General features: G+C 62.3%; 20 protein-coding genes. 6 read left to right on the top strand and 14 right to left on the bottom strand.

Annotation, left to right across the window (positions count from 1 at the left end):
* Positions 1–155: 155 nt before the first annotated feature.
* Entirely contained in the window at positions 156–1721 is a 1566-nt protein-coding gene (locus G3T16_RS05190) for an acetolactate synthase large subunit (protein WP_163494125.1), read from the top strand.
* Between the two features lie 25 nt (positions 1722–1746).
* Entirely contained in the window at positions 1747–1872 is a 126-nt protein-coding gene (locus G3T16_RS22390) for a hypothetical protein (protein WP_269473267.1), read from the top strand.
* 43 nt (positions 1873–1915) lie between these two features.
* Here G3T16_RS22390 and G3T16_RS05185 read toward each other — a convergent pair whose 3' ends face one another.
* From G3T16_RS05185 to dksA, 12 genes are all read right to left on the bottom strand, one after another.
* Positions 1916–2821 (bottom strand): LysR substrate-binding domain-containing protein, encoded by a 906-nt coding sequence (locus G3T16_RS05185; RefSeq protein ID WP_163494124.1) that lies wholly within the window; start codon positions 2819–2821, stop codon positions 1916–1918.
* Positions 2822–3210: 389 nt separating this feature from the next.
* The gene (acs, locus tag G3T16_RS05180; RefSeq protein WP_163494123.1) at positions 3211–5151 is read right to left on the bottom strand and encodes an acetate--CoA ligase; all 1941 of its coding nucleotides are present in this window, start codon (positions 5149–5151) and stop codon (positions 3211–3213) included.
* A 121-nt stretch (positions 5152–5272) separates the two neighbouring features.
* A complete protein-coding gene (gene panC / locus G3T16_RS05175; protein ID WP_163494122.1) occupies positions 5273–6157 on the bottom strand; it encodes a pantoate--beta-alanine ligase in 885 nt (294 codons plus the stop codon).
* 461 nt (positions 6158–6618) lie between these two features.
* The gene (panB, locus tag G3T16_RS05170) at positions 6619–7410 is read right to left on the bottom strand and encodes a 3-methyl-2-oxobutanoate hydroxymethyltransferase (RefSeq protein ID WP_163494121.1); all 792 of its coding nucleotides are present in this window, start codon (positions 7408–7410) and stop codon (positions 6619–6621) included.
* A gap of 8 nt (positions 7411–7418) precedes the next feature.
* Positions 7419–8102, bottom strand: coding sequence for a deoxynucleoside kinase (locus G3T16_RS05165; protein WP_232059276.1), 684 nt, complete (start codon positions 8100–8102; stop codon positions 7419–7421).
* Positions 8099–8626: a 2-amino-4-hydroxy-6-hydroxymethyldihydropteridine diphosphokinase gene (gene folK / locus G3T16_RS05160; protein ID WP_163494119.1), complete on the bottom strand. Its 528-nt coding sequence runs from the start codon at positions 8624–8626 to the stop codon at positions 8099–8101. Before folK ends, G3T16_RS05165 begins: the two co-directional genes overlap by 4 nt.
* On the bottom strand, positions 8623–9918 hold the full coding sequence (gene pcnB / locus G3T16_RS05155; protein WP_163494118.1) for a polynucleotide adenylyltransferase PcnB: 1296 nt from the start codon (positions 9916–9918) through the stop codon (positions 8623–8625). The genes folK and pcnB overlap by 4 nt, the downstream gene beginning before the upstream one ends.
* 418 nt (positions 9919–10336) lie before the next feature.
* Positions 10337–11770, bottom strand: coding sequence for a sigma-54-dependent transcriptional regulator (locus G3T16_RS05150; RefSeq protein ID WP_163494117.1), 1434 nt, complete (start codon positions 11768–11770; stop codon positions 10337–10339).
* A 119-nt stretch (positions 11771–11889) separates the two neighbouring features.
* Positions 11890–14865: an ATP-binding protein gene (locus G3T16_RS05145; protein ID WP_163494116.1), complete on the bottom strand. Its 2976-nt coding sequence runs from the start codon at positions 14863–14865 to the stop codon at positions 11890–11892.
* A complete protein-coding gene (locus tag G3T16_RS05140; protein ID WP_163494115.1) occupies positions 14855–15031 on the bottom strand; it encodes a hypothetical protein in 177 nt (58 codons plus the stop codon). Before G3T16_RS05140 ends, G3T16_RS05145 begins: the two co-directional genes overlap by 11 nt.
* A gap of 367 nt (positions 15032–15398) precedes the next feature.
* Positions 15399–16298: a tRNA glutamyl-Q(34) synthetase GluQRS gene (gene gluQRS, locus G3T16_RS05135; protein WP_163494114.1), complete on the bottom strand. Its 900-nt coding sequence runs from the start codon at positions 16296–16298 to the stop codon at positions 15399–15401.
* A 34-nt stretch (positions 16299–16332) separates the two neighbouring features.
* Positions 16333–16809, bottom strand: a complete 477-nt coding sequence (gene dksA, locus G3T16_RS05130; RefSeq protein ID WP_163494113.1) for an RNA polymerase-binding protein DksA — start codon at positions 16807–16809, stop codon at positions 16333–16335.
* Between the two features lie 424 nt (positions 16810–17233).
* Here dksA and G3T16_RS05125 point away from each other — a divergent pair, with 424 nt between their 5' ends.
* Positions 17234–17974, top strand: coding sequence for a M15 family metallopeptidase (locus tag G3T16_RS05125; protein WP_232059275.1), 741 nt, complete (start codon positions 17234–17236; stop codon positions 17972–17974).
* Between the two features lie 609 nt (positions 17975–18583).
* Here G3T16_RS05125 and ppa read toward each other — a convergent pair.
* The gene (gene ppa / locus G3T16_RS05120; RefSeq protein WP_163494112.1) at positions 18584–19126 is read right to left on the bottom strand and encodes an inorganic diphosphatase; all 543 of its coding nucleotides are present in this window, start codon (positions 19124–19126) and stop codon (positions 18584–18586) included.
* A 58-nt stretch (positions 19127–19184) separates the two neighbouring features.
* Positions 19185–20447, bottom strand: coding sequence for a 6-phosphofructokinase (locus G3T16_RS05115; protein WP_163494111.1), 1263 nt, complete (start codon positions 20445–20447; stop codon positions 19185–19187).
* Between the two features lie 174 nt (positions 20448–20621).
* Here G3T16_RS05115 and mpl point away from each other — a divergent pair, with 174 nt between their 5' ends.
* The 3 genes from mpl to G3T16_RS05100 are packed head-to-tail and all read left to right on the top strand — an operon-like array spanning position 20622 to position 24879.
* Complete coding sequence (gene mpl, locus G3T16_RS05110; RefSeq protein WP_232059274.1) at positions 20622–22001, top strand: UDP-N-acetylmuramate:L-alanyl-gamma-D-glutamyl-meso-diaminopimelate ligase; 1380 nt, start codon at positions 20622–20624, stop codon at positions 21999–22001.
* On the top strand, positions 21998–24622 hold the full coding sequence (locus tag G3T16_RS05105) for an efflux RND transporter permease subunit (RefSeq protein WP_163494109.1): 2625 nt from the start codon (positions 21998–22000) through the stop codon (positions 24620–24622). The genes mpl and G3T16_RS05105 overlap by 4 nt, the downstream gene beginning before the upstream one ends.
* Entirely contained in the window at positions 24622–24879 is a 258-nt protein-coding gene (locus G3T16_RS05100; RefSeq protein ID WP_163494108.1) for a YkgJ family cysteine cluster protein, read from the top strand. The genes G3T16_RS05105 and G3T16_RS05100 overlap by 1 nt, the downstream gene beginning before the upstream one ends.

The raw sequence follows: 24879 nt of genomic DNA, 5'->3' as shown, positions 1-24879 counted from the left end.
CGGAAAATACGCGACTGCAATGATCCGCAGCGGCTGTGGATGCTCGCGCGGCTCGGCCGCAGGCGCTAATATGCAGTCTGTGGCGGCCACTGCGGAGCTTGTCTTCCGGTGTCAACTGCCGCCGCTGCCTTAGCCACCGCAATGGAGCCCGAACAATGAATGGCGCAGAAAGCCTGGTAAGCACACTGGTAGACAGTGGTGTGGAAATCTGTTTCAGCAATCCCGGCACTTCGGAAATGCATTTTGTTGCCGCCCTTGATGAGGTCGCGGGGCTGCGCTGTGTGCTGTGCCTGTTCGAGGGCGTGGTCAGTGGCGCTGCGGATGGTTACGCCCGGATGGCGCGCAAGCCGGCCGCGACGTTGTTGCACCTGGGTCCGGGGCTGGGCAATGCGCTGGCGAATATTCACAATGCCAGGAAGGGCAATGTGCCGATAGTCAATATTGTCGGCGACCACGCTACCTATCACCTGCAGTACGACTCACCACTGACCTCGGACATCGCCGCCATCGCCGCGCCGGTGTCACACTGGGTACACAGTTGCGCAACGCCCGAAGAGATCGGGCAGGATACCGCCGAAGCCGTGCGCCAGGCCGGCCGCGGCAATATTGCCACGCTGATCCTGCCGGCGGATGTGTCCTGGGGCGAAAGTCCGGCCGGCACTGCGCCGCCCGCGACTTTGCCGGCTCCCTCATCGGTATCCAGCGGGAGTCTGCAGCGGGCGGTGGAGATGCTGCAGTCCGGCAAGCGCACAGTGATCTTGCTGGGCGGGCGGGAAATCAACGGTGAACATACCTTGCTGGCCAACCGTATCGGCAAGGCCACCGGCGCCCAGGTGATGACCGAGACCTTCCCTGCACGGCAGCGCCGGGGGGCGGGTACCGGTGTGGTGGAGCGCCTGCCGTACCTGGCCGAGATGGCCATCGACCAGCTGCGCGATGCCGAACAGCTGATTTTGCTGGGGGCGGCTCCGCCGGTGGCATTTTTCGCCTATCCGAATGTCCCCAGTGCGCTCGCGCCGGAGAGCTGTGAGCAACTGCTGCTGGCCGGTCCCGACCAGGACGTCGAGCAGGTGCTGGAGCGGCTGCTGGAACAGTTGGATGCAGTGAATGTGCCGCCGGAGGTTCGCCCGCTGGAGCTGCCGGCACTGCCCACCGGGGAACTGGATGCCAATGCAGTGGCCCAGGCCCTGGCTCACTGCCTGCCGGAGCATGCGATCGTCGTCGATGAGGGTATCACGATGGGACTGAGCTGCTTTACGGCGACCGCAAACGCCCAGCCCCACGAATGGCTGCACCTGACCGGTGGCGCCATCGGCTGGGGACTTCCTGCGGCGGTCGGCGCGGCGCTGGCGCGGCCCCAGCGCAAGGTGATCTGCCTGGAAGGAGACGGCAGCGCGATGTATACCATCCAGGCCTTGTGGACCATGGCGCGGGAACAGCTCGATATCGCGGTGATCATTTTCAACAACCGCAAATACAGCATTCTGGAACTGGAGTTTGCCCGCACTGGTGCCCGCGGCGGTAAGCCCGGCCCGAAGGCGGCGAGTTCACTGGACATTGGCTCGCCGGACATGGATTTTGTCGCGCTGGCGCAGGGCATGGGCGTTGACGCCAGTCGTGCGGAAACCGCCGAGGAGTTTGGCGCCGCCCTGGCGGCCGCGCTCAATAGCCCGGGCCCGCACCTGATTGACGCCTCTATCACGCCGCTGACGTGGGCCTAGCGAGCCCAGCTCCTCGGGCATCTATGTGATCGTGATCGAGGCCCTGCTGATGCTCGCCAGCCTGCCTTTGATCCCTCTGGCACTGGGCTCGGCCACTGCGCTGCTGTTCAATTTTGTCGCTGCCGGAGAGTTGGTGTTCAATCCTCAGTGAGACCTTTCATGCCCTGTTGGGAGGGGACTCCCAGCCGGGCATCTCAGCTGATATCGTCCGAGTCCCGTACTAACTTGAACAGCCAATCCTTGAATATCTGTATTCGTTCTACTCGCGAGGAATGTTCGTCGTGCAGGAAGCAGTAGCGGACACCATTTTCGATACGGTAGGGGAAGGGCTTGACCAGTGTGCCGGCGGCGAGCAGCTGCTTCGACAGGGTCAGCGAGCCGAGAAAAAGTCCGTGGCCGGACATCACCGCGCTCAGCGCCATGTCCAGGTTGCTGACCCGCAGCCATTTGATCTCGTCGTCGCTAAAGTCCAGCTCCGCCAGCTGGAGCCAAGTCTGCCAGTCTCTCCCGGGGCTGTAGTCGGCGTCCACCAGCCAGCATTCCCGGAGATTGCGCGGATCGGACAGGTCCACATGCTCCAGCAGGCGGGGTGAGCAGAGGGCGACCAGGGGATCTTCGAACAGCAGCTGCCGACACAACCCCGGCTGTTCGGAGAAGCCGAAACGGATCGCCACATCCATTTCGCCGTGCTTCAGGTCCTCGAGCTCGCTGGAGACCGTCACCCGCACATTGATCTGGGGGTGCTGCTGGTGGAACTTCCACAAGTTGGGCATCAGTAGCATGGTGCCCAGCGACTGGGTGGTGGTGACATTCAATGTGCCGGGGACCGGCTCGCTCTGGATCTGGTGCACGCCCTCGACAATGGCCTGAAAGCCCTTGCTCAACTGAGTGGCCAGCTGTGCGCCCCTGGTGGTCAATACCATGTTGCGCCCGCGACGAATAAACAGCTTTACCCCCAGCACGTCCTCAATCTGCCGGATCTGCTGACTGACCGCAGCCTGCGACACATGCAATTCATCCGCGGCCCTGGAGTAGCTCTGATGCCGCGCAGCAGCTTCCACGCAGCGCAGTGCACCCAAGTGGGACAGTATTTTCACCATAAGTTCAGCTTATGTTTTCTTCAAGTACGAATCGTTCGTCTTGCAGTCGTATTAGCGCGAGAATAGCTCCTTGACAGAACAGCCAGGGAGCAAGCCTCATGTCAGCCAGCCGCTATGCTAGCAGCAAAAACCAAGCTACCGCAAAGGAACGCGCCGCTTGCAAAACCATCGCGCGACGCACTGTGGTCGACCGGCTGAACCGGTGGCTGGGCGGCATGGCGCAGTCCCTGGAACTGGAGGCGAGGTCCCAACTTAAATAACCTGAAATTATGTCATTGAGCTCTATGGGGCAAAAGTAAACGCCCACACCTGGTATCCCATATGATTTCGTTGAGACTTACCAGAAAGGTAGAGACGTCAGGTGGGGCGGGCGCCGAGCCGACGCGGCATCAGGCCGGTCCGGCCCGGTTGGCCACCAGGTGGTCGACTACCGCGGGGTCCGCCAGGGTGCTGGTGTCGCCCAGGTTGTCCACTTCGTTCTCGGCGATCTTGCGCAGGATACGGCGCATGATTTTACCGGAGCGGGTTTTCGGCAGGCCGGGGGCCCACTGGATCACGTCCGGTTTGGCGATCGCGCCGATTTCCTGGACGCAGAGCTCGATCAGTTCCGCCTCCAGTTTTGCTGAAGCCTCCACGTTATCCATCGGGGTCACAAAGCAGTAGATACCCTGGCCCTTGATATCGTGAGGAAAGCCGACCACGGCTGCTTCGGCGATATCCTCGTGCAGCACAAGCGCACTCTCAACTTCCGCCGTACCCATCCGGTGACCGGAGACGTTCAGTACGTCGTCCACCCGGCCGGTGATCCAGTAGTAGCCGTCTTTGTCCCGGCTGGCGCCGTCGCCGGTGAAATAGTAGCCCGGATAATGGCTGAAATAGGTATCCACCAGACGCTGGTGGTCGCCGAAAATGGTACGGATCTGGCTGGGCCAGGAAGCCTTGATCACCAGGTAGCCGGAACCGGGACCCTCGATTTCACTGCCGTCCTCGTTGAGCAGGGCCGGTTGCACGCCGAAGAAGGGCATGCTGGCAGCGCCGGGTTTCAGCGCCGTGGCGCCGGGCAGCGGGGTAATCATCTGGGCGCCGGTCTCGGTCTGCCACCAGGTGTCGACTATCGGGCAACGGGAGTCGCCCACCGTCCGGTAATACCATTCCCAGGCCTCGGGATTGATCGGCTCTCCGACCGAGCCGAGCAGGCGCAGGCTGGCCCGCGAGCTGCGCTTCACCGGCTCGTCACCGTGGGCGTGCAGCGAGCGGATCGCGGTGGGTGCGGTATAGAAGGTATTGACCTGGTGCTTGTCCACGATTTCCCACCAGCGGCCGGCATCGGGGTAGGAGGGCACACCCTCGAACATCAGCGTGGCGGCGCCGTTGGCGAGTGGCCCATAGACAATATAGGTGTGCCCGGTGACCCAGCCCACATCCGCGGTGCACCAGAAGACCTCGTCCTCGCGGTAGTCAAAGGTGTATTTGAAGGTCATGGCCGCCTGCAGCAGATAGCCGCCGGTAGTGTGCAACACACCCTTGGGTTTGCCGGTGGAGCCGGAGGTATAGAGGATGAACAGGGGGTCTTCCGCGTCCATTGGTTCCGGGGGGCACTGCGCGGCAGCGGCCGCAGTGGCTTCGTGGTACCACAGGTCGCGGCCCTCCTGCCAGCCGATATCGGCGCCGGTACGGCGCACCACGATGCAGCTATGGACCCCCGGGCAGGATTCCAGCGCGGTATCGACGTTGCTCTTCAGCGCCACGGTTTTGCCACCGCGCAGACCCTCGTCGGCGGTGATGACGGTCTGGCAGTCTGCATCCTGGATCCGGTCGCTGATTGCTGTGGGAGAGAAGCCGCCGAATACCACCGAGTGAATGGCGCCGATACGGGCACAGGCCAGCATGGCGTAGGCGGCCTCGGGAATCATTGGCATGTAGATGCAGACCCGGTCGCCCTTGTTCACGCCGCGGGCCTTGAGCACGTTCGCCAGCCGGCAGACCTGTTCGTGCAGTTCGGCATAGCTGATATGCCTGCTGTCCGTTGCCGGATCATCGCCTTCCCAGATTAACGCGGTGCGGCTGCCGCGCAGCGGCAGGTGCCGGTCGATGCAGTTGTAGCTGACGTTCAGCTTGCCGCCGCGGAACCAGTGGGCCTCGCCCTTGTGGAAATCGTAGTCGACCACGGTTTCCCAGGGCTGTTCCCAGGACAGGAATTCCCTCGCCATGTCGCTCCAGAAACCCTCCGGATCGTCGACCGAGCGCCGGTACATCTCAGCGTAGCGCTCGGCATTGATATGGGCGTCGGTGAAACTGGCGGGCACCGGGTGGATGGGAAACTCGGACATGCGTGGCACTCCCTTCGTATTATCCAGTATAGGAGACGGGATGATACTAGGCTCGCCGGTTGGTGCAAGGTCCCATCGCGACGATGTCCTGGCAGGGGGCCAGGCGCCGGGAGGCAGGTTCTCAGGAGGAGGCCAGCATCCCCCAGTCGGACACCGGGTTCAGGGCCAGGCGCACATTGTCGATCAGGCGCGTGGAGCCCAGCCGCGCCGCCGCCAGGATGGCGATCTCCTCGGTCTGCTCAGTGACTGCGCGCAGGGTGTGGGCATCGCGGATGGCGAAGTAGTCCGGCTCGAAACCGGCCTGCAGCAATTGCATGCGGGCGTGAGATTCCAGTTGCAGGAAATTGTCGAAGCCGCAGGCAATGGCGTCGCGGCAGGCCAGCAAGGTGTGATGGATCAGTGGCGCTACGCGGCGCTGTTCGGCATTCAGGAAGCCATTGCGGGAACTCTTGGCCAGGCCGTCGGTGTCGCGGGCCGTGGCGACGCCCTCGATCCTGATGGGCATGCACAGATCCTTGACCATCTTGCGGATAATGGACAACTGCTGGAAGTCCTTTTCACCGAACACCGCCACATCGGGCTGGATAATATTGAACAGCTTGTTCACCACCGTGGTGACGCCGTTGAAATGACCGGGGCGGCTGCTGCCACAGAGGGTCTCGGACAGGTCGGGTACCTGCACCTGGGTGTGGATGCCCATGCCCTCGGGGTAGATCTCCGCCACCTCCGGCACGTACAGCAGCTGGACGCCTTCGCTGAACAGTTTTTCCTTGTCGGCGGCCAGGGTGCGGGGATAGCGGTCGAGATCCTCACCGGGGCCGAATTGCAGCGGATTCACAAAAATACTGACCACCACGATGTCCGCGAGACTGTGCGCCCTGCGCACCAGCTCCAGATGCCCTTCGTGAAGATTGCCCATGGTGGGAACGAAAGCGATGCGCTGGCCCTGTTGGCGACAGTCGCGGAGGGTTGCCTGCAGTGGCGTGGCGCCGGCATAAGTCCGCATATCTACATGACCCCTGTATTTATGGATAAAGGGTGACGCTGGACCGAAAACAAGCTGGTCGTGTTGCCCCGGCAGGCTGTAGTGCTCTGCAAGGGGACCGGCAGTATGCCCGATGGGTACAGGCCCGGCAACGGATTTTAATCAAATATTCATACGATTATGTTACTAAAAGAAGCAGTTTTATGTCCGGTAACATTGCTAGAAGTGAGTGCTTGCTATCGCTGTGAGATTCTAATTATAGCTAAATGGCAGGTCCTTGGGGCCGCTTCGATGTGAGGGCGCTACTGCCGGAGAGTAGTTTCGAGACCGTATGCGACATGGATGTCGCATCCGAGCCCCCAGGGACGGGTTTACGGCGTGTCTCGAAACTACTCTCCGGCAGTAGTGACCGGATTATTGGCACCCAACCGATAAAGGCACCCAACCGATAAAGGCGCCCGAGCGCTAAAGTTAAACGTCATTTAACTATAAGTATGCTCTTCAGCCGGATAGCTGCCGTCCTTGACGGCGTCGACGAAGGCCTTCAGCGCCTGCTGGATATTGTCCCGGCCCGCCATGAAGTTTTCCACGAAGCGCGCGCTGTGCTGGGACAGGCCCAGCAGGTCGTGCATGACCAGAACCTGGGCATCGGTGCCCGGGCCGGCGCCAATGCCGATCACCGGGATATCCAGCTTCTCGCTGATATCCGTCGCCAGGTGTGACGGCACGCATTCGAGAACCAGCAGGCTGGCCCCGGCATCCTGGATTTCCACTGCGTCGGCGAGGATGGACTTGGCCTCTTTGGGGGTGCGGCCCTGCACCCGGAAACCCCCCAGCGCGTTTACTGACTGGGGAGTAAGGCCCAGGTGGGCGCAAACCGGTATGCCGCGTTCCACCAGCATCGAGATGGTGTCCGACAGCCAGGTGCCGCCTTCCATCTTTACCATCTGGGCACCGGCCTGCAGCAGGCGGGTGGCGTTGGCCATGGCCTGCTGCGGATCGCTGTAGGTCATGAACGGCATGTCGGCGATCACCATCGCATCGGAGGCCCCCCGCAGTACGCACTCGGTATGGTATTCCATATGTTCGATGGTAACCGGGATGGTGCTGTCGTGGCCCTGCAAGACCATGCCCAGGGAGTCGCCGACAAGAATGGTCTCGGCCCCGGCTTCAGACACCAGCCGGGAGAAGGTGGCATCGTAGGCGGTGATGCAGGCGAACTTCTCTCCCGCAGCTTTCATTTTGTCCAGGGTGCTGATGGTGATCTTGCCCATGCGCTGAACTATCCAAAAAACGTGGGGTTGAAGTAGTGGCGACCGCTGCGGATATCCAGCAGGTAATCCACCAGGTGCCGGTAGTCCTGATCGTCGTTGGCGAGGTCTATCTCGCTGGCATTCACGATCAGCAAAGGGGCATCATCGTAATACAGAAAAAACTCACTGTATACTTCGTTCAGGCGCTCCAGATAGTCCCGCTGAATGCCCCGTTCATGGGCGACGCCGCGACTGTCGATACGTTCCAGCAGCACGTCGGTGGGGGCCTGCAGGTAGATGACCAGGTCTGGCCGGGGGGCGTCGACCTGCAGTTGCCGGTAGATCCGCTGGTACAGCTGGAACTCGTCACTGTCGAGGTTGACCCGGGCGAACAGCGGGTCTTTCTCGATCAGAAAGTCCGAGACCCGCACCGGTTCGAAGATATCGGCCTGGCGCAAATCGCCAATCTTCTGGGCACGCTGGAACAGGAAGAACAACTGGGTGGCCAGCGCGGCCTGTTTGCGATTGCGGTAGAAACGTTCCAGGAACGGGTTCTGGTCCGCTTCCTCCAGCAGGGTCTGGTAGTTGAAGGTGGCGGCCAGGCGTTTCGCGAGCGTGGTCTTGCCGACGCCTATCGGGCCTTCCACTGCGATGAACGCCGGCGGAGAGCGGCCCTTCAGGTCGATGCTGGTAGCGGGATGATCGGCGCTCAAGGCCCGGGCTCCTGTCCATGTTGCAGGTGGTAGTCGAGTTCGGCATCGCTGCGTTCCAGTTCCTGGCGCGGGCATTCGGCCAGCAGTTGTTCCAGGGTCCTGCCGCAGGGGAGCGGCTGGCGCGGATCACAGACATCAGCCAGAGGATAAAGGACGAAGTGCCGCCGCGCCATCGCCGGGTGTGGCACCTGTAGCCTGGGCAGGCGGATCTGCCGGTCGCCGTACAGCAAAATGTCCAGGTCCAGGGTACGGGGCCCCCAGCGCAGTGTGCGGCGCCGGCCCCGGGCCTGTTCTATGGCCTGTAGCGCATCCAGCAGCGCTTCCGGAGTCAGCGCAGTCTCCAGCACGGCTACTGCATTGAGATAATCGGGCTGGATGCCGGGGCCAACCGCGGCGCTGCGGTACAGCGCAGAGCCGGCCGTGAGGGTGGAATCGGGGAGCCGGGCCAGGGCATCAACGGCCGCCTGCAACTGCGCGGCGGGATCCTGAAGATTGCTGCCAAGGCCGATACAGGCGCGGGTCATCCGGCAGTCGCGGGGCGCCGTTTGCGGGGCCGGCGGCGCCTGGGCCGCTCGCTGTCGGCGCTGGCGACCTGGAGCTGCTGGTTTTCGGGCAGAGTCTGGAATTCGGTCCACCAGCCGCCGACATCGCCGGTATCCTCGCCGGCCTGCTCGCGCAGCAGCAGGAAGTCATAGGCGGCGCGAAAGCGCCGGTTTTGAACCAGCTCCGCGGCCTTACGCTCCTGGCGGCGCTCCAGGCGGTGCTGGAACTCCCAGATTTCCCGCATGGGCATGCTGAAGCGCTTGGGAATGGAAACGGTGCGCACGGCCTGGGAGATCACCTGCTGGGAGGCGCTGTTCATCGCCACCAGCGGCGGATCGCCCCGGTCCCGCAGCTGGTCGGCGAGGCGGTCTGCAACCGGCCACAGCAGGGCCGCGAGCAGGAATGCAGGAGTGATGCTCTTGCCCTGTGCGATACGCTGGTCGGTGCTGCGCATCGCTGCCCGGACCAGGGCCATGGCCACCTCATCCTGCCGGATTTCATAGTCGCTGTCGGGAAACAGGTAGCGCAGCAGGTCGTGCTCCAGCAGTTCGTCGAAGGTGCGCTCTGCGCTGCCCGAAAAGAACAGCTTCAGAAATTCGTCAAACAGCCGCGCGGACGGGATCTCCGCCAGCAGCGGGGCGCAGCGGGGAATTGCGGCGGCGGTATCGGCGTCGATACTGAAATCGAGCTTGGCGGCAAAGCGCGCCACCCGCAGCATCCGCACCGGATCCTCCCGAAAGCGCTGCTCCGGGTCACCGATGATGCAGACACTGCGGTGCTCCAGGTCCCGCATGCCATGGACATGATCGTAGACAGCGAAAGTGGCGGAATCGTAGTACAGCGCATTGACGGTAAGGTCACGCCGCACCGCGTCTTCCTCAAGCGTGCCGAACACATTGTCGCGCAACAACAGTCCCTGGTCGGAATGGCGGGAGTGGCTCGAGGGCGCGCGGCCGGCTTTTGCAGGTTCGGTGTCGTGGTGGCCACGAAAGGTGGTGACCTCGATGATTTCACGGCCAAAGCGCACATGTACAATGCGGAAGCGGCGTCCGATAATGCGGGAGTTGCGGAAAATCCCGTGGACCTGTTCGGGAGTGGCGTCGGTGGCGACGTCGAAGTCCTTGGGGTGGCCTCCCAGCAACAGGTCGCGCACCGCGCCGCCAACCAGGTAGGCGTCGTGGCCGGCGTCGCGCAGCCGGGCCATCACCTTGAGAGCGCCGTCACTGATGTTTCTGCGGGATATGCAGTGCTGATCCCTGGGGATTACCTTCAAGCCTTGATTGCCTTGTACAGGAGGTTGATCAGCGGGATTTTAACACAATTGCGGGCTCGCGGTGCGTGGGCGAAAAAGTAAGGGAATGGGGAACACTGTGTTTCCCCATCCAGGTCTACAGGCTACTTATTGTTATCCGGGCACTGCATATATTGTTATTGATAAGCAAAAACCAGAAATTGAAGGGGAAGATTTCTTCCCCATCCAGGTCCGTGCATTCTCTGTTATTGTTATTCAGGTTTCTTGTTATTTTTATTGGTCTTGCACAAGTAATAATGCAGTGCCTGTGCCATAACACAATAATCGTTTTACAAACAATGGCTTATGAATTTCCGGGGTGCTGGGGGAAGGGCGCAAACAGGAGCTGTTGTTACTGTTTTACTCTCTCTCGCGTTACAGCGGCTGGCGCCGGTAACGCTCAGGAGGCGGCCTTTCTGCGGCGCCCGCTGCCCGACGAGGCCTTCTTGCGGGGAATCTCGAAGCGCTGGCGGCGCTCCCACAGGCACTTGCGGCTGATCCCCAGTTTCTGGGCCAGCTCTGTTTCGCTCATGGAGTCCTGGTGTTCCAGCACGAAGCGCTGGAAGTAGTCTTCCAGCGACAGGTCTTCAGCGGGATCGGAGGTGATATTGCGAGGCGTATGGTGCGAGGCCGTCTGAATTCCCTGGCCCCGGATGCGGTTGATATTCACCAGCTCCAGGTCGATACCCAGAACCTCGTTGTCGATTTCCTGGCCTTCCGCCAGGACCACGGCGCGCTCGATGGCATGTTGCAGTTCCCGCACGTTGCCGGGCCACTGGTAGGTCGTGATCGCCTGGATGGCCCGCGGCGACAGCTCCATCCCTGTCTTGCCGAGGCGTTGGGCCTGTACCTGCAGCAGATGCTCAGCCAGGTGCAGGATGTCCTTGCCGCGCTCGCGCAGCGGGGGCAGGGCCAGGCGCAGGACATTGATCCGGTAATACAGATCCTGGCGGAACAGGCCTTCGGCCGCCAGACTGTGCAGGTTGCGGTGGGTGGCACAGATCAGCCGGACATTGACCTTGCGTGAGTGAACCGAGCCGATGCGGCGGATCTCACCCTCCTGGATGAATCGCAGCAAGCGGGCCTGGGCCTCCATCGGCAGCTCGCCGATTTCATCGAGAAACAGGGTGCCGCCGTCTGCAGCCTCGATCAGGCCCATGCGGCTGGCATTGGCGCCGGTAAAGGCGCCCTTTTCATAGCCGAACAGTTCAGATTCAATCAGGGTGTCGGGAATCGCGGCGCAATTGACGCAGATCAGGGTCTTGCCGGCCCGTTTGCTGTGCTGGTGGACGCTGCGTGCCACCTGTTCCTTGCCGGTGCCGGTTTCTCCCAGTACCAGGACGGAAGAGTCGGTGGGGGCGACTTTCTTGATGTGCTCGAACAGGCGCAGCATCGCCGGACAGTTGCCGATGATGCCGCTGACCGGATCGCCACTGTCGTCAGACACGGTCGCACTCCGCTGGCTGTCTTCCACGCGAGGGGTGGGATGATCGGCGATAATGCGCTCAACTGCCGATATCATGTCGCTGTGATCGAAAGGCTTCGCGATGTAGTCCACGGCCCCCATGCGCATGGAGTCCACCGCCGAGCGCAGGCTGGCATAGCTGGTCATGATCAGTACAGGCACATCGCCCGCCTTCTTGATCAGGTCGGTGCCGGGGGCGCCGGGCAGACGCAAATCGGAGATGATCAGGTCGAAATCGATCAGGTTGTGCTTGGCCTCAGCCTCCTGCACCGAGGCGGCCTCTGCCACCGTGTAGCCGTTGCGCTCCAGCAATCGCCGCAGAGCGGTCCTGATGACCGACTCATCCTCCACTACCAGAATCTGTTGCATACAGTGTTACCTTCCGAACACAAGTGCTACAACATACCCTGCCCCGTAACACTTTTCCAGTCAACCCGGGTAAGGGGGTAACCGGGTAGCCCGCTATCTTCCCAACGTGTACTGTCCCGTCACAACCGGAATTGGTCAGCGTAGCTGCACAGCGGCAGGTTGAGGCAGATCCGGGTGCCGGGACGGGGCGGCGGTCGCACCGGGCTGTGAATCTGTACGCTGCCGCCCATGTCTTCCATGATGCTGTAGACCAGTGCGAGGCCCAGGCCGGTGCCGGCGCCGGGATCCTTGGTGGTAAAAAATGGTTCGAACACCTGATTTTGCAACTCGGGGGGAATGCCCGAGCCCTCGTCCTCGACTTCAATCCTGGCCTGGCCATCCTCCCGGCTGACGTCAATCAGTACCTGGCTGCCCGGGTCGCTGGCGTCGCGGGCGTTGCTCAGCAGATTGACGAATACCTGCAGCAGCCGCTGGGCATCCGCCAGCACCAGCAGCTCGCGATCGCAGTGGTTGGCAAATGCGATCGGCTTGGCCTGATGGTCCAGTTGCAGCAGCTGGATGGCTTCATCGACACAGTCTGCCAGGTTGCAGGGCTGCAGCTGGATGTCGCCGGCACCCGATCCCACATGGGAGAAATTCACCAGCGAGTCGACGATACGGCTGACCCGGCTGGTCTGCTTGAGAATATGGCGCGCGGTCTCCCGGATTTCCCCGGGATCGTCCTCGTACTCGAGGTTTTGCGCCAGGCAGGCGATGCCGGTGATCGGATTGCCGATCTCGTGGGCCACCCCCGCGGCCAGACGGCCTATGGAGGCCAGGCGCTCGCTGTGCAGCAGCTCCTGCTCCAGGCGTTCGTAGTCGGAAATGTCCTCCACCAGCAGAATCTGGTCGCCGTCACGATCACCGCCAGCGCTGGCCTTGTGCAGGCTTATCCAGCGCGAGACGCCCTCGCCCAGCGAGACCTCCCGCTTCAGGATCATGTCGGCATCCTCGTGCAGAAAGTTGCCGATGATCTGCCGCCAAGGGGTGGGCAGGGAATCCAGTCGCGATCCCAGCACCGCGGAGGAGGGGATGGCGGTGATCTGCTGCATGCTGCGGTTCCACAGCAGTAATTCCCCATCCGGAGCCAGGGAGCAAACGCCTATCGGCAGATTGTCCAGGGTCTGGCGATAATGCCGCCGCAGGTTGTCCAGTTCAGCGGCCATCCCGGTGAAGTGTCCGCCGGCCTGGTCCAGCCGGCTCTCGATCAGAAAGATATCCTCCGCGCTGCCGCGTGGAGTGGCAGCAAAAGGGATGCAGCGGTTGATGATGCTGAAGGCGACTGCGGGGCCCAGCAGACCCGACAGGTTCGCCTCTATCCGGCTGCGCAGACGGCGCAGGGCATAGGGGCGCGATTCATCGGCCTCAAATTGCAGTTCCCGCAGGGCCCGGTTGACCTCAGAGCGGGCGGTGGTCTCGCCCAGGCCCGCTGCCAGATGTTCGATGAATTCCTCGGCACTCTGGATCGAGAGTGTGCGCCGCGAGGGACGGTTGAGCACATCCATCGAACAGATTTCGGCGGCCACCCGTTCTTCCTCTGTAGTCGTGGTCAGCAGGGATACCACCACAAACAGTCCCGCGTTGGCTCCCAGAGCTGTCAGGCTGACCAGCGCCCAGGGATTGTCACTGCCGTTGAGCCAGGGGCCGGTGAGCGCAGCCAGCCACTCGGGCAGGGGGATGCCAATCACCGGCAGCAGCATCAGCAGAAACCAGATACCCAGCCCCGCCAGCAGGCCGGCAAGCAGGCCCTTGCGATTGGCCTGGGGCCAGTAGGGTGTGGCCACCACGCCGGGCAGAAACTGGAGGGTACCCGCAAAGGCGGTAATGCCCAGCTGGGTCAGGTTCTGCTTGCCGTTGACAGCCATGAAAAAAGCGTAGCCGGCCAGGATCAGCAGTGTGATCAGCGCGCGCCGCAGCCATTTCAACTGGGCGTAAAGGCTCTGGTCGCCTCGAATCTGCAATATCTGTTGCGGCAGGATCAGGTGGTTCAGGCACATGTTGGCAAGGGCTAAAGTGGCGACGATAAGTGCCGTGCTGGCGGCGGAAAGCCCGGCCATGAAGGCCAGCGCAGTGAATCCCGGGGACTGCAGGGAAATGCCGATGGCCAGGCCGGTGTAGCCCGTCGGCAAGCCGTGTTCCAGCCGCATGCCCGCCCAGGCCAGCGGCAGTACCGGAATCGCCAGCAGCAGCAGGTACAACGGCAGACCCCAGCTCGCAGCCCGCAGATCCTGGCTTTCCTTGTTTTCCGCGAAGGCCATGTGAAAGATATGGGGCATGCAGACAGCACCGGCGAAGAACAGCAACAGCAATGCCCGGGCGGGGTTACCCTGGATCGGCTGCCGCACAATGGCGCTGGCCTCGGGGGTGGCGGCCAGCCATTGCTCCAGCCCCGCGAAGCCGCCGAACACCTCATTGACCGCGATCCACATCATCGCCAGCAGCGCCGCCAGTTTGACCAGCGATTCGAAGGCCACCGCGGTGACCAGGCCGATATTGCGCTGTTGCGAGGTGAGGTTGCGGGTGCCGAACAAAATGGCGAAGACAATGATGATGAGGCAGAACAGCAGCGCCAGCGTGTCCTGGCGCTGGGCGGCGGGCATCAGCCGGTCGGGCGCGCCGGCGAGGATGTGGATACTGTCCGCCACCGCCTGGATCTGCAGGGCCAACAGCGGCATCAGTGTCAGGCACATGGCCAGGGTAACCGCGGCCCCCACCCAATGGCTGCGAAAGCGGAAAGTCAGCACATCGGCCATCGACGCTAACTGGTACACCCGGCACAGGCGCAGCAGCGGCAGCAGCAACAGGGTAGCGATCAGAAACATCAAAACCACGCCGATATAGTAGAGCAGATAGCCATAACCATAGCGGTAGGCCAGCTCGAAAATGGCGTTGCTGGCCATCGCCCCGGCAATGACCGCCAGCGACAGCACGTAGGTCGCCGGATGATGGGTAAGACGCCGCGGCAGCAGGCCGCGTTCCGCCAGATACGCCACCAGGAACAGTGCCAGCAGATAGGCCACGATGGCCAGCAGGATCTCGAGCAGGCTAAAGCTCATCCGGGTACCTGCGGAACTGGTTCCACCAGGCCGCCGCCACTGCCGCCAGCCAGAGCAGGAAAGGCCGATACCAACCGGCGTCGGCATGCCACAGCCACTGCTCGATCGCAGGCAGAAAAATAAAGGCCAGCCCCATGATCAGGAGCAGTGCCCGGTTGATATACACGATTGGCAATCCCCAACACTGTGAGCCGGGATACTACTGAAGCACCGGGGGCGGGTAAAGCAGGTTAAACAGGCTGTTGAATAACAGCCCGTGCCATCGGTCAGGTTGGGCGTTAGCGAAAGTATTGCTGTGCTCTAAGTCATCGGCTATAAGGGGAGAGACATTGGCCGGGATGCGGTGTTCAAGACCGTATGCGACATGGAAGTCGCATCCGAGCCTCCATGGACGGATTTACGGCGCGTCTTGAACACCGCATCCCGGATAATGTCTCGGCGGTCGAAGTGCCCCCTCCCGCACCGAGACTTGCCACTTCTAGCCAAATATTCTGCAACAAGTACACAATGCGGATAAGTGATTGATTCCAGTGTCAGTCGCGGGCGGTCATCGCTGCCGCATGGGGCACCGCCGCCGGCGACCAGTGCGCCAGTGCATGATCGAGCAGGTCAGCCACCGTATCCACCGCCGCCGGGGCCTGAGCCTGTTGCAGGAAGGCCAGCGCCCGGCGCAAATTAAGGGTTGCCGCCGTGTCCTGCAGCGGTGCCGCGTGACTTTGCTTGCTGAATTTATGGCCCCGGCTATCGGTGATCACCGGCAGGTGCGCGTACGCGGGCGTCGGGTAGCCCAGCAAGTGCTGCAGCAGCTGCTGCCGCGGGGTCGAATCCAGCAGGTCAGAGCCGCGCACCACATGGCTGACCTGCTGGGCGGCGTCATCCACTACCACCGCCAGCTGATAGGCATAGAGGCCGTCCCTGCGTCGGACGATGAAGTCCGTCAGCTGCTGGCCCAGCGGCCAGTATTGCTCTCCCTGCCAGGGGTCCCGCCAGCGGCAGCTATAGTCAGGGGGTACCTTTACCCGCAGCGCGAAGGGCTGTCCGGTGGCGGCCACAGACCGGCCGCGGCAGGTGCTGCCACAGCTACCCCCGGGACCCTGTTGCCTGCGGCTGCAGCGGCAGGCAAACAGCGCACCACTGGCGTGCAACCGGTCCAGTGCGGCGTCATAGGCCTCGCCCCGCCGGCTCTGCCAGAGCACGTCTTCGTCCCAGTACAGACCATGTGCCTGCAAGCTTCGCAGGATGTCCCGGGCAGCGCCGGGCTGCTCCCGGGGCGGGTCGATATCCTCCATACGCAGCAGCCACTGACCACCGGCGCTGCGCGCCTCCAGCCAACTGGCCAGGGCAGCAATCAGAGAGCCCAGGTGCAGCGGTCCGGTGGGAGAAGGGGCGAAGCGCCCGCGGTAGGGATCAGGGGGGTGACGGGCATGGTTCAATGGTGGCCGGTACTGCTACCGGCCACCGGGGCGATCAGCCGAGTTCCTGCTTTTCCTTGATTTCCGCAAGTGTCTTGCAGTCTATGCACAGGGTTGCGGTAGGACGGGCTTCCAGGCGCTTGATGCCGATCTCTACACCACAGGCGTCGCAAAAGCCGTAATCGTCCTGGTTGATGCGCTCAATGGTAATGTCGATCTTCTTGATCAGTTTGCGCTCGCGGTCACGGGTGCGAAGCTCCAGACTGAACTCCTCCTCCTGGGTAGCGCGATCGGCCGGATCGGGAAAGTTGGCAGCCTCATCCTTCATGTGAGAGACCGTGCGGTCAACCTCCTGCATCAACTCTGCCTTCCAGTTCAGCAGAATACGACGGAAGTGGTCACGCTGCGGTTCGTTCATATACTCTTCGCCCTTGCGAAGAGTGTAGGGCTCGAAGTCCTTGAACTCGGTGGAAGCGGGCTTACTCGCGGCTGCGGCTTTCGCGGTCGCTTTCTTTTCTGCTACTTTTGGCATGGCTAACGTCCCATACGATCAGGTGTCTGGAGATAACTCACCGCTGTGAGGGTGGCGGCGAAGGGGCCGCCGCGTCCAAGCGCGGAGAAACTACCAGATATCCCTCCCCTTCGCCAGTAAAATATGCGCTGCCGCTTGGCCGCTCACGAAACGGTTCCGACATTGCTAGAATGGGACTCCAGTCCAATGGCACTTACTTAAGGATTTGGGACTTCGTAGCCCGGCCTACATCCTCCCAGGACGCCGACCTTCTACCGGAGCGAGCTTAAAGTTAAGTGCCATCCAGGTTTCAGGCCCCATTACAGGAGATTTGCATGCAACAGGGAGGAACCGGCTTTTACCGGGCAAAACGCCATGCCCCCCGGAGCTGGGGCCCAGCGCCTGCCGCGGACCGTAGCCCGGCCTGTGCACGGCGGGAGGCGTCGTGAGCACCGGCTTGACAGTGGCGCAACTGACCGGCCGGGATGACAGTGGCCTGCTCACGCTGGATGGCGGCCAGCGCCTGCATCCCGCCGCTGCCGAGGCCTTTGCCCGGCTGCAGCGGGACGCCGCGGTCGCCGGGTTCGGGCTTGCGATTGCCAGCGGCTACCGCTCCTATGAACGGCAGCGACTGATCTGGAACGGCAAGGCCAGTGGTCAGCGTCCAGTGCATGATGACCGGGGTAACGCGGTGGACGTCCTGCACCTGGACCCGGTGAGCCGGCTACACGCAATTCTGCGTTTCTCGGCGCTGCCGGGGACCTCCCGCCACCACTGGGGCACCGACCTGGATATCTATGACAACCGCGCGGTCGCGGCGGACTACCCGCTGCAGTTGAGCCCGCAGGAGGTAGCGCCGGACGGCCCCTTCGCCCCGCTGCATCAGTGGCTGGATGAACGCATGGCGGCGGGCGAATCCCACGGCTTTTTCCGGCCCTATGGGCATGACCGTGGCGGTGTCGCCGCGGAGCGCTGGCATCTCAGCTATGCGCCGCTGGCGGTGGCCTGCGAGCGGGGCGTGACCGCGGCGGTGCTGCATGAGTGCTGGGATTGCGATTCGGGTGAGTTGCTGCTGCGGGATCAGGTGGAGGCACAGTTGCCTGAATTGCTGGCGCGCTATGTGGCGGTCGACCGGGATTGGTGCCCGGCGCGCTATCATCATAGTACTCCTTCCGATTTATCTTGAAGAAGGAATGGTGATTACTGTGGGTTTTGTCTGGGCGGAGCTTCGTAGCACGGCCGGCGTCCTGGGAGGGTGCTTTCGAGACACGCCGTAAACCCATCCATGGGGGCTCGGTTGCCGCATCCATGCGGCAAACGGTCTTGAAAGCACCCTCCCAGGACGCCGACCTGACACCAGCGTAAGTTGAAGCAACTGCCATTCATTTGGAAAGGGTAGTAAGGGAGCTGAGAGTTGGCGGCGCGCGGTGGGCCGGGCCAGGGATGGCTGCCCCATGAGTCTTTACTTAGCAAAGAATGGCACTTACTTCAGGCCTGGCTCGATGTGAGGGGGCTACTGCCGGAGAGTACTTTCGAGACCGTATGCGACATGGATGTCGCATCCGAGCCTCCATGGATGGATTCACGGCGTGTCGCGAAAGTACTCTCCGGCAGTAGCGCCCGGATTATAGGCACCCAAAGCACCATTCACTTTAGAATTTTTGGACTCCGTAGCCCTCCCAGGAGGCCGACTTTCTACCAGCGTAAGTTGAAGCAACTGTCATTCATCTGGAAGGAGTAGAAACGGGGCCGGAGGGGTGGCGGCGCGGCGTGCTGCGGGCCGCGCCAGGGATCGTCAGTGGCCACCTTCCTGCTGGTCGAACAGGGTCACCGCGTTGCGGATTGCCTGGCGTGCCTCTTCGGCGCTGCCCCAGCCCTCGACTTTCACCCACTTGCCTTCTTCCAGATCCTTGTAGTGCTCGAAGAAATGCGTGATCTGCTGGATCAGCAGCGGAGACAGGTCGCTGTATTCCTTGACGTCTCGATACAGCTTGCTGAGCTTGTTGGTAGGCACCGCGATCAGCTTGGCGTCGCCGCCGGCCTCGTCGGACATGTGCAGGATGCCAACCGGGCGACAGGGGATCACGCAACCGCTGACCACCTGATGCGGCGTGTGTACCAGTACATCCAGCGGGTCGCCGTCGTCCGCCAGCGTGTTGGGGATATAGCCATAGTTGCAGGGGTAGAACATGGCAGCGGTCATGAAGCGGTCTACCATGATGGCGCCACTGTCGTGATCCACCTCGTATTTGACCGGGTCGGAGTGCGCGGGCACTTCAATGATAACGTTAATCTCGTCGGGAATATCCTTCCCGGCGGGAACCAGACTCAGACTCATAGGGGTACCTGTCGTTGGTGGTGGCTATTTGGAGGGCGGGGAGTATATCAGGCTCTGGCTAAACCTTGAAAGCTGTCTTGAGTTTGCGCGCCACCGGCTCCAGCTTGAGCCGTACATAGCGCGGCAGGCCGTTGCGGTAGTCGGGATAGGCCTCCCCGGCGATCAGCGGGCTGAGGTAGTCGCGCGCCGCCTGGGTAATGCCGAAGCCGTCGCGGCTGATGAAGCTGCGGGGCATTTTCTTCTCGCGGTTGGCAACTTTCTGTAGGGGCGCCTCGCCGATGTGCCACCGGTAGCGCTTGCCGCTGCCGCGGACGATGCAGGGCATGACGGCATTCTTGCCCTGGAGGGCAAATTCGACCGCGGCTGCGCCTACGGCATAGGCCTGGTCCAGGTCGGTCTGTGAGGCGATGTGGCGTGCGGAGCGCTGCAGGTAGTCTGCCACCGCCCAGTGATACTTGTAGCCGAGTTCGGATTTCACCATTTCCGCCAGTCCCGGTGCCAGCCCGCCCAACTGCCGGTGGCCGAATGCGTCGGTGATGCCGGAATCTGCCAGGAAGCGGCCGTCGGCATACTGGGCCCCCTCGGAGGCGACGATCACGCAGTGGCCATGGCGCTTTACGGTGCGCTTGACCCGGGCCAGGAATTTCGTCCGGTCAAAGGCGATCTCGGGGAACAGGATGATATGAGGCCCATCGCTGTCGCGCTCTGCCGCGAGCCCCGCGGAGGCTGCGATCCAGCCCGCGTGACGACCCATCACTTCCAGAATGAAGACCTTGGTGGAGGTCTCGCACATGGAGACGACATCGAGCGAGGCTTCGCGGGTGGAAATGGCGATGTACTTGGCGACCGAGCCGAAGCCCGGGCAGGTGTCGGTAAGGGGGAGGTCGTTGTCGATGGTCTTGGGGATGTGTATCGCCTGTAACGGGTAGCCCATGGTATCGCTGAGCTGGGAGACCTTGAGGCAGGTATCCGCTGAATCCCCGCCACCATTGTAAAAGAAGTAGCCGATATTGTGCGCCTTGAACACCTCCAGCAGGCGTTCATACTCGGCCCTGTTTTCGTCCAGGCTTTGCAGTTTGTGGCGGCAGGAGCCAAAGGCTCCCGCTGGCGTGCTGAGCAGGCCGCGAATGGCCGCCTTGCTTTCCCGGCTGGTGTCGATCAGCTCTTCCCGCAGCGCGCCGATGATGCCGTTGCGGCCCGCGTACACTTTGCCGATCTTGCCGCGGTGGGCGCGTGCCGTTTCAATCACTCCACAGGCGGAGGCATTGATGACGGCGGAGACGCCGCCGGACTGGGCATAAAAGGCATTCTTTGCGGGCATGGCAAACCTGTTTGCTTGGGCGGACCACTCGGGGGCCGGCGGTTTATCGAGGCGTCCATGATACGGCATGGCCGTGGCCTTGTAGACCGCAATGGGCACTATTACCGCTCCTGCGCTGGGGTGCGTCCGGAGCACATGATAAACTCGCCGGCGTCGCAAGAGGAGCCGCAACTGTTGAAAGGCCACATACATATACTGGGGATCTGCGGTACGTTCATGGGAGGGATCGCGCTATTGGCCAGGGAGCTGGGCTATCGCGTGACCGGCTCCGACACCAATGTCTACCCGCCGATGAGCGACCAGCTGCAGTCAGCGGGGATCGAATTGATGCAGGGCTACGCGGCCGCCCACCTGCAGCCGCCCCCCGGCCAGGTCGTGGTGGGCAATGCGCTGAGCCGGGGCAATCCGGCGGTGGAGTACATGCTCAACGCGGGACTGGACTATATTTCGGGGCCCCAGTGGCTGGCGGAAAATGTGCTGCGGGACAAGTGGGTGCTGGCAGTGGCGGGCACCCATGGCAAGACCACCAGCAGCAGCCTGCTGGCCTGGATCCTGGAGTATGCGGGCCTGCAGCCGGGCTTCCTGATCGGCGGCGTGCCCGCCAATTTTGGCCTGTCAGCCCGCACCGGCGGCAGTGATTTCTTCGTTGTGGAGGCGGATGAATACGACACCGCGTTCTTCGACAAGCGCTCCAAATTTGTGCATTACCGGCCCCGCACCCTGGTTATCAACAACCTTGAATTCGATCACGCGGACATCTTCCCTGACCTGGCCGCAATCCAGCGCCAGTTTCACCATTTGCTGCGCTGTGTGCCGGGCGAGGGGCTGGTGATTCACCGCGCCGCGGTCCGGGCCATTGAGGAAGTACTGGCGCTGGGCTGTTGGACGGCGACAGAGACTTTCGCGGTGGGCGAGGCGGCTGACTGGCGGGCGGAACTGCTGAGCGCCGATGGGGCCGGCTTCAGCGTGCAGGCGCCCGCGGAGGCGGAAGCGGTCGCGGTGCAGTGGGACTATCTGGGACGGCACAACGTGGAGAACGCGCTGGTGGCGCTGGCAGCAGCCCGTCATGTGGGTGTGCCGGTGGCAGTCGGGCTGGCGGCACTGGCCGGGTTTCGCGGTGTCAAACGCCGGTTGGAACGGTTGGGGGAGGTCGGGGGAGTGACCGTGTTCGATGATTTCGCCCATCACCCGACTGCGATAGCGACGACCCTGCAGGGGCTGCGGGCCAGTGCCGGCAGCGGCCGCTTGATCGCATTGATTGAGCCGCGTTCCAACACCATGCGCATGGGGCAGCACAGGGCGCAGCTGGCAGCCTGTACCGCGGCGGCGGATGCGGTGTACTGGTTCCAGCCCGAGGGTATGGATTGGTCACTGGATACGGTCATTGCCGACAGTCCGGTGCAGGCGACTTTGACGCGTGATGTCCGGCAACTGGCGCGGCAGGTCTCCCAACAGGCGCGGCCCGGTGATCGGGTTGTGATCATGAGCAACGGCAGTTTTGGTGGTATTCACCAGATCCTGCTCGACGAACTGGAAGCGGCGAATCCCCGATGACATCCCATCCCCTGTTAAAAGTCTACGATGTGCTGGTTCTGCGCCGGCCCTTTATCTCGCTGGCGCTGGTGCTGTTGTTGCTGCTCGCCAGCGCTTCGCAGCTGGGCAAGATCAAGCTGGATGCTTCCGCCGATTCGCTGATGCTGCAGGGTGATCCGGCGCTGGATTTCTTCCGAGAGGTCAGTGGAACCTATGGCTCCGAGGAGTTCCTGCTGCTGACCTGGCAACCTCGTGCACCGCTGCTCAGTGACCAGTCTCTGCAGCCACTCAAGCGCATGGCGGATGAACTGCGCCAGCTGCCGGGAGTGTCCTCCGTGGTCACCGTCTGGGATGTGCCGCTGCTGGAGAGTCCGCCGGTGCAATTGTCGGAGATCACCTCCGGCGATCCACTGCCCAGTCTGGCCACACCGGGTCTCGATCGCGAACTGGCGCTGGAGGAGTTCACCAGTAGTCCCATCTATGCCGATCTGCTGGTCAGCCGCGACGGTGATTTGACCGCGGTGCAGGTCAACCTGCAGCGGGATGACACCTATTTCGAGCTGCTGCAACAGCGCGAGGCGCTGCGGGCCCAGGCCGCGGAGGATGAGCTTGGCAGTGCCGGGCAGCAGCAGCTTGAGGAAGTTACTGCCGCCTTCAAGGCCCGTACCGCGCAAAACCTGGAAGAGCAGCGTGAGCTGGTAGCAGCGGTGCGTGGGATCGCCGCTTCCTATCGCGACCACGCCGATATTTTTGTCGGCGGGGTGCCGATGATCGCGGCGGATATGGTGAGCTTTGTGCGCAGCGATCTGATGTTGTTCGGCAGTGCCATCCTCGGTGTGATGCTGGTGGTGCTGGCGCTGATCTTCCGCCGGGTGCGCTGGACCGTGATTCCGCTGCTGACCTGCAGTGCCACCGTGACAGTGATGTTGGGCCTGCTCGGCTTCCTGGACTGGCGCATGACGGTGATTTCGTCGAACTTTGTCGCGGTGCTGCTGATCATCACGCTGGCTATAGCGATTCACCTGGTGGTGCGCTACCGGGAACTGCTCGCCGAAGATCCCGACGGCGATGTGCACAAGAGGGTATTGCAAAGCGTGGCGCTGATGGCGGTACCCTGCGTCTACACGGGTATCACCACGATAGTCGCGTTCATGTCCCTGGTGGTCTCCGGCATCCAGCCGGTCATCGATTTTGGCTGGATGATGACAGTCGGCATCCTGGTGGCACTGCTGCTGTGTTTTGTGATGGTGCCCTGCCTGATCGAGGTCTGGCCCAAGGGGCGGCCTTTCCGCCACAAGGCCGAGCACCAGCCGATGACCCTGTATTTCGCCCGCGCTACTGAGCACTTCGGCAATGGCATCCTGCTGCTGAACCTGCTGGCGGTGGTGGTGATTGTGGTTGGCGTATCCCGGTTACAGGTCGAGAACCGCTTTATCGACTACTTCAAGGACACCACCGAGATCTATCAGGGCATGGAGTTGCTGGATTCGAAGTTGGGCGGCACCATTCCGCTGGACATCATCCTGTCCCCTCCCGATCACAAGGCGCCACTACCCGGCCTGGAGAATGGCTCTGCTGCCTCCTCCACGGACGCGCCGGCAGCTGACGATCCATTCCTGCAGGACAGTGAGGACTTTGCCGTTGATGACGACCTTGCCCAGGACGGCGGCCCGCCGGAAGACGATGATTTTGCCGATGACTGGGAGGACGGCTTTGACGGCGACTTTGGCGGTGGCGAGCAGGACTTCTCGCCCAGCTACTGGTTCAGCCTGCAGGGCATGCGCACCATAGAGGCCGCCCATCGCCACGTGAACGAGCAGGAGGAGACCGGCAAGGTCCTGTCGCTGGCCACGACCTTCAGCGTCATCAAGGATCTGCTGGGAGACGACATCGGCAGCATAGAACTCGCACTGGTGCAAAAGAGTCTGCCGGAGGATATTGCCAGCCTGATGGTGTCGCCGTATTTCGACCCCGACAAAGAGCAGGCGCGCATTACCGTGCGGGTGATGGAAACCAGCGAGAGCCTGCGTCGCAATGCCTTCCTCCAGCGCCTGCACGGGGAACTGGTCGAGGAGACAGGTCTCGCCCCGGAGCAGATCCGGTTCACCGGCATGCTGGTACTGTACAACAATGTCCTGCAAAGCCTGTTCCGGTCACAGATTCTGACCCTGGGGGTGGTCTTCGTCGCTATTGGTATCATGTTCCTGTTGCTGTTCCGCTCCCTGTCCCTGTCCCTGATCGCCCTGGCTCCGAATATGCTGGCGGCAGGGCTGGTGCTGGGGGTCATGGGACTGGCGGGCATTCCGCTGGATATCATGACCATTACCATCGCCGCTATTGTGGTGGGAATCGGGGTGGATGACTGCATCCACTATGTACACCGCTTCATGCGGGAGTTTCCCAAGGACAGGAACTACCTGGCCACGATGTACCGTTGTCACCGCAGTATTGGACGCGCGATGTACTACACTACGGTTACCGTGGTGGTCGGTTTCTCCATGCTCACCGTGTCCAACTTCACCCCCAGCATTTACTTCGGCTTGCTGACGGTGCTGGCGATGACGGTCGCCGTGCTGGGTGCGCTGCTGTTGTTGCCACGGCTGATTGTGCTGTGCAAGCCGCTGGGACCGGAGCGGCAGTAATGCAGTGCCGGCCCGGTTGCGGCGCCTGCTGTGTGGCGCCCTCGATCAATCAGCCCTTCCATGGCATGCCCCGGGGCAAGCCGGCGGGGGTGACCTGCGTACACCTGACTGCCGCCCGGCTCTGTGGCCTGATGGGTGATCCGCGCCGGCCGGCCGTCTGCGGAGCGTTTCAGGCCGAGTACGCGACTTGCGGCGACACCCGGGAGGAGGCACTGGAGCAATTACAGCAGCTCGAGATTCTCAGCCTGCCGGACTGA

Source organism: Kineobactrum salinum (assembly GCF_010669285.1).
Taxonomy (GTDB): domain Bacteria; phylum Pseudomonadota; class Gammaproteobacteria; order Pseudomonadales; family Halieaceae; genus Kineobactrum; species Kineobactrum salinum.
The sequence above is the reverse complement of the archived record's forward strand: the minus strand, read 5'-3'. Positions and strand labels throughout refer to the sequence as shown.

Bases quoted from the DNA above. Each gene is read 5' to 3' on its own strand.
- G3T16_RS05185 (WP_163494124.1), bottom strand. From the start codon at position 2,821: ATGGTGAAAATACTGTCCCACTTGGGTGCACTGCGCTGCGTGGAAGCT.
- acs (WP_163494123.1), bottom strand. From the start codon at position 5,151: ATGTCCGAGTTTCCCATCCACCCGGTGCCCGCCAGTTTCACCGACGCC.
- folK (WP_163494119.1), bottom strand. From the start codon at position 8,626: ATGACCCGCGCCTGTATCGGCCTTGGCAGCAATCTTCAGGATCCCGCC.
- panC (WP_163494122.1), bottom strand. From the start codon at position 6,157: ATGCGGACTTATGCCGGCGCCACGCCACTGCAGGCAACCCTCCGCGAC.
- G3T16_RS05150 (WP_163494117.1), bottom strand. From the start codon at position 11,770: ATGCAACAGATTCTGGTAGTGGAGGATGAGTCGGTCATCAGGACCGCT.
- panB (WP_163494121.1), bottom strand. From the start codon at position 7,410: ATGGGCAAGATCACCATCAGCACCCTGGACAAAATGAAAGCTGCGGGA.
- ppa (WP_163494112.1), bottom strand. From the start codon at position 19,126: ATGAGTCTGAGTCTGGTTCCCGCCGGGAAGGATATTCCCGACGAGATT.
- G3T16_RS05100 (WP_163494108.1), top strand. From the start codon at position 24,622: ATGCAGTGCCGGCCCGGTTGCGGCGCCTGCTGTGTGGCGCCCTCGATC.
- G3T16_RS05105 (WP_163494109.1), top strand. From the start codon at position 21,998: ATGACATCCCATCCCCTGTTAAAAGTCTACGATGTGCTGGTTCTGCGC.
- G3T16_RS05115 (WP_163494111.1), bottom strand. From the start codon at position 20,447: ATGCCCGCAAAGAATGCCTTTTATGCCCAGTCCGGCGGCGTCTCCGCC.
- dksA (WP_163494113.1), bottom strand. From the start codon at position 16,809: ATGCCAAAAGTAGCAGAAAAGAAAGCGACCGCGAAAGCCGCAGCCGCG.
- G3T16_RS05190 (WP_163494125.1), top strand. From the start codon at position 156: ATGAATGGCGCAGAAAGCCTGGTAAGCACACTGGTAGACAGTGGTGTG.
- G3T16_RS05145 (WP_163494116.1), bottom strand. From the start codon at position 14,865: ATGAGCTTTAGCCTGCTCGAGATCCTGCTGGCCATCGTGGCCTATCTG.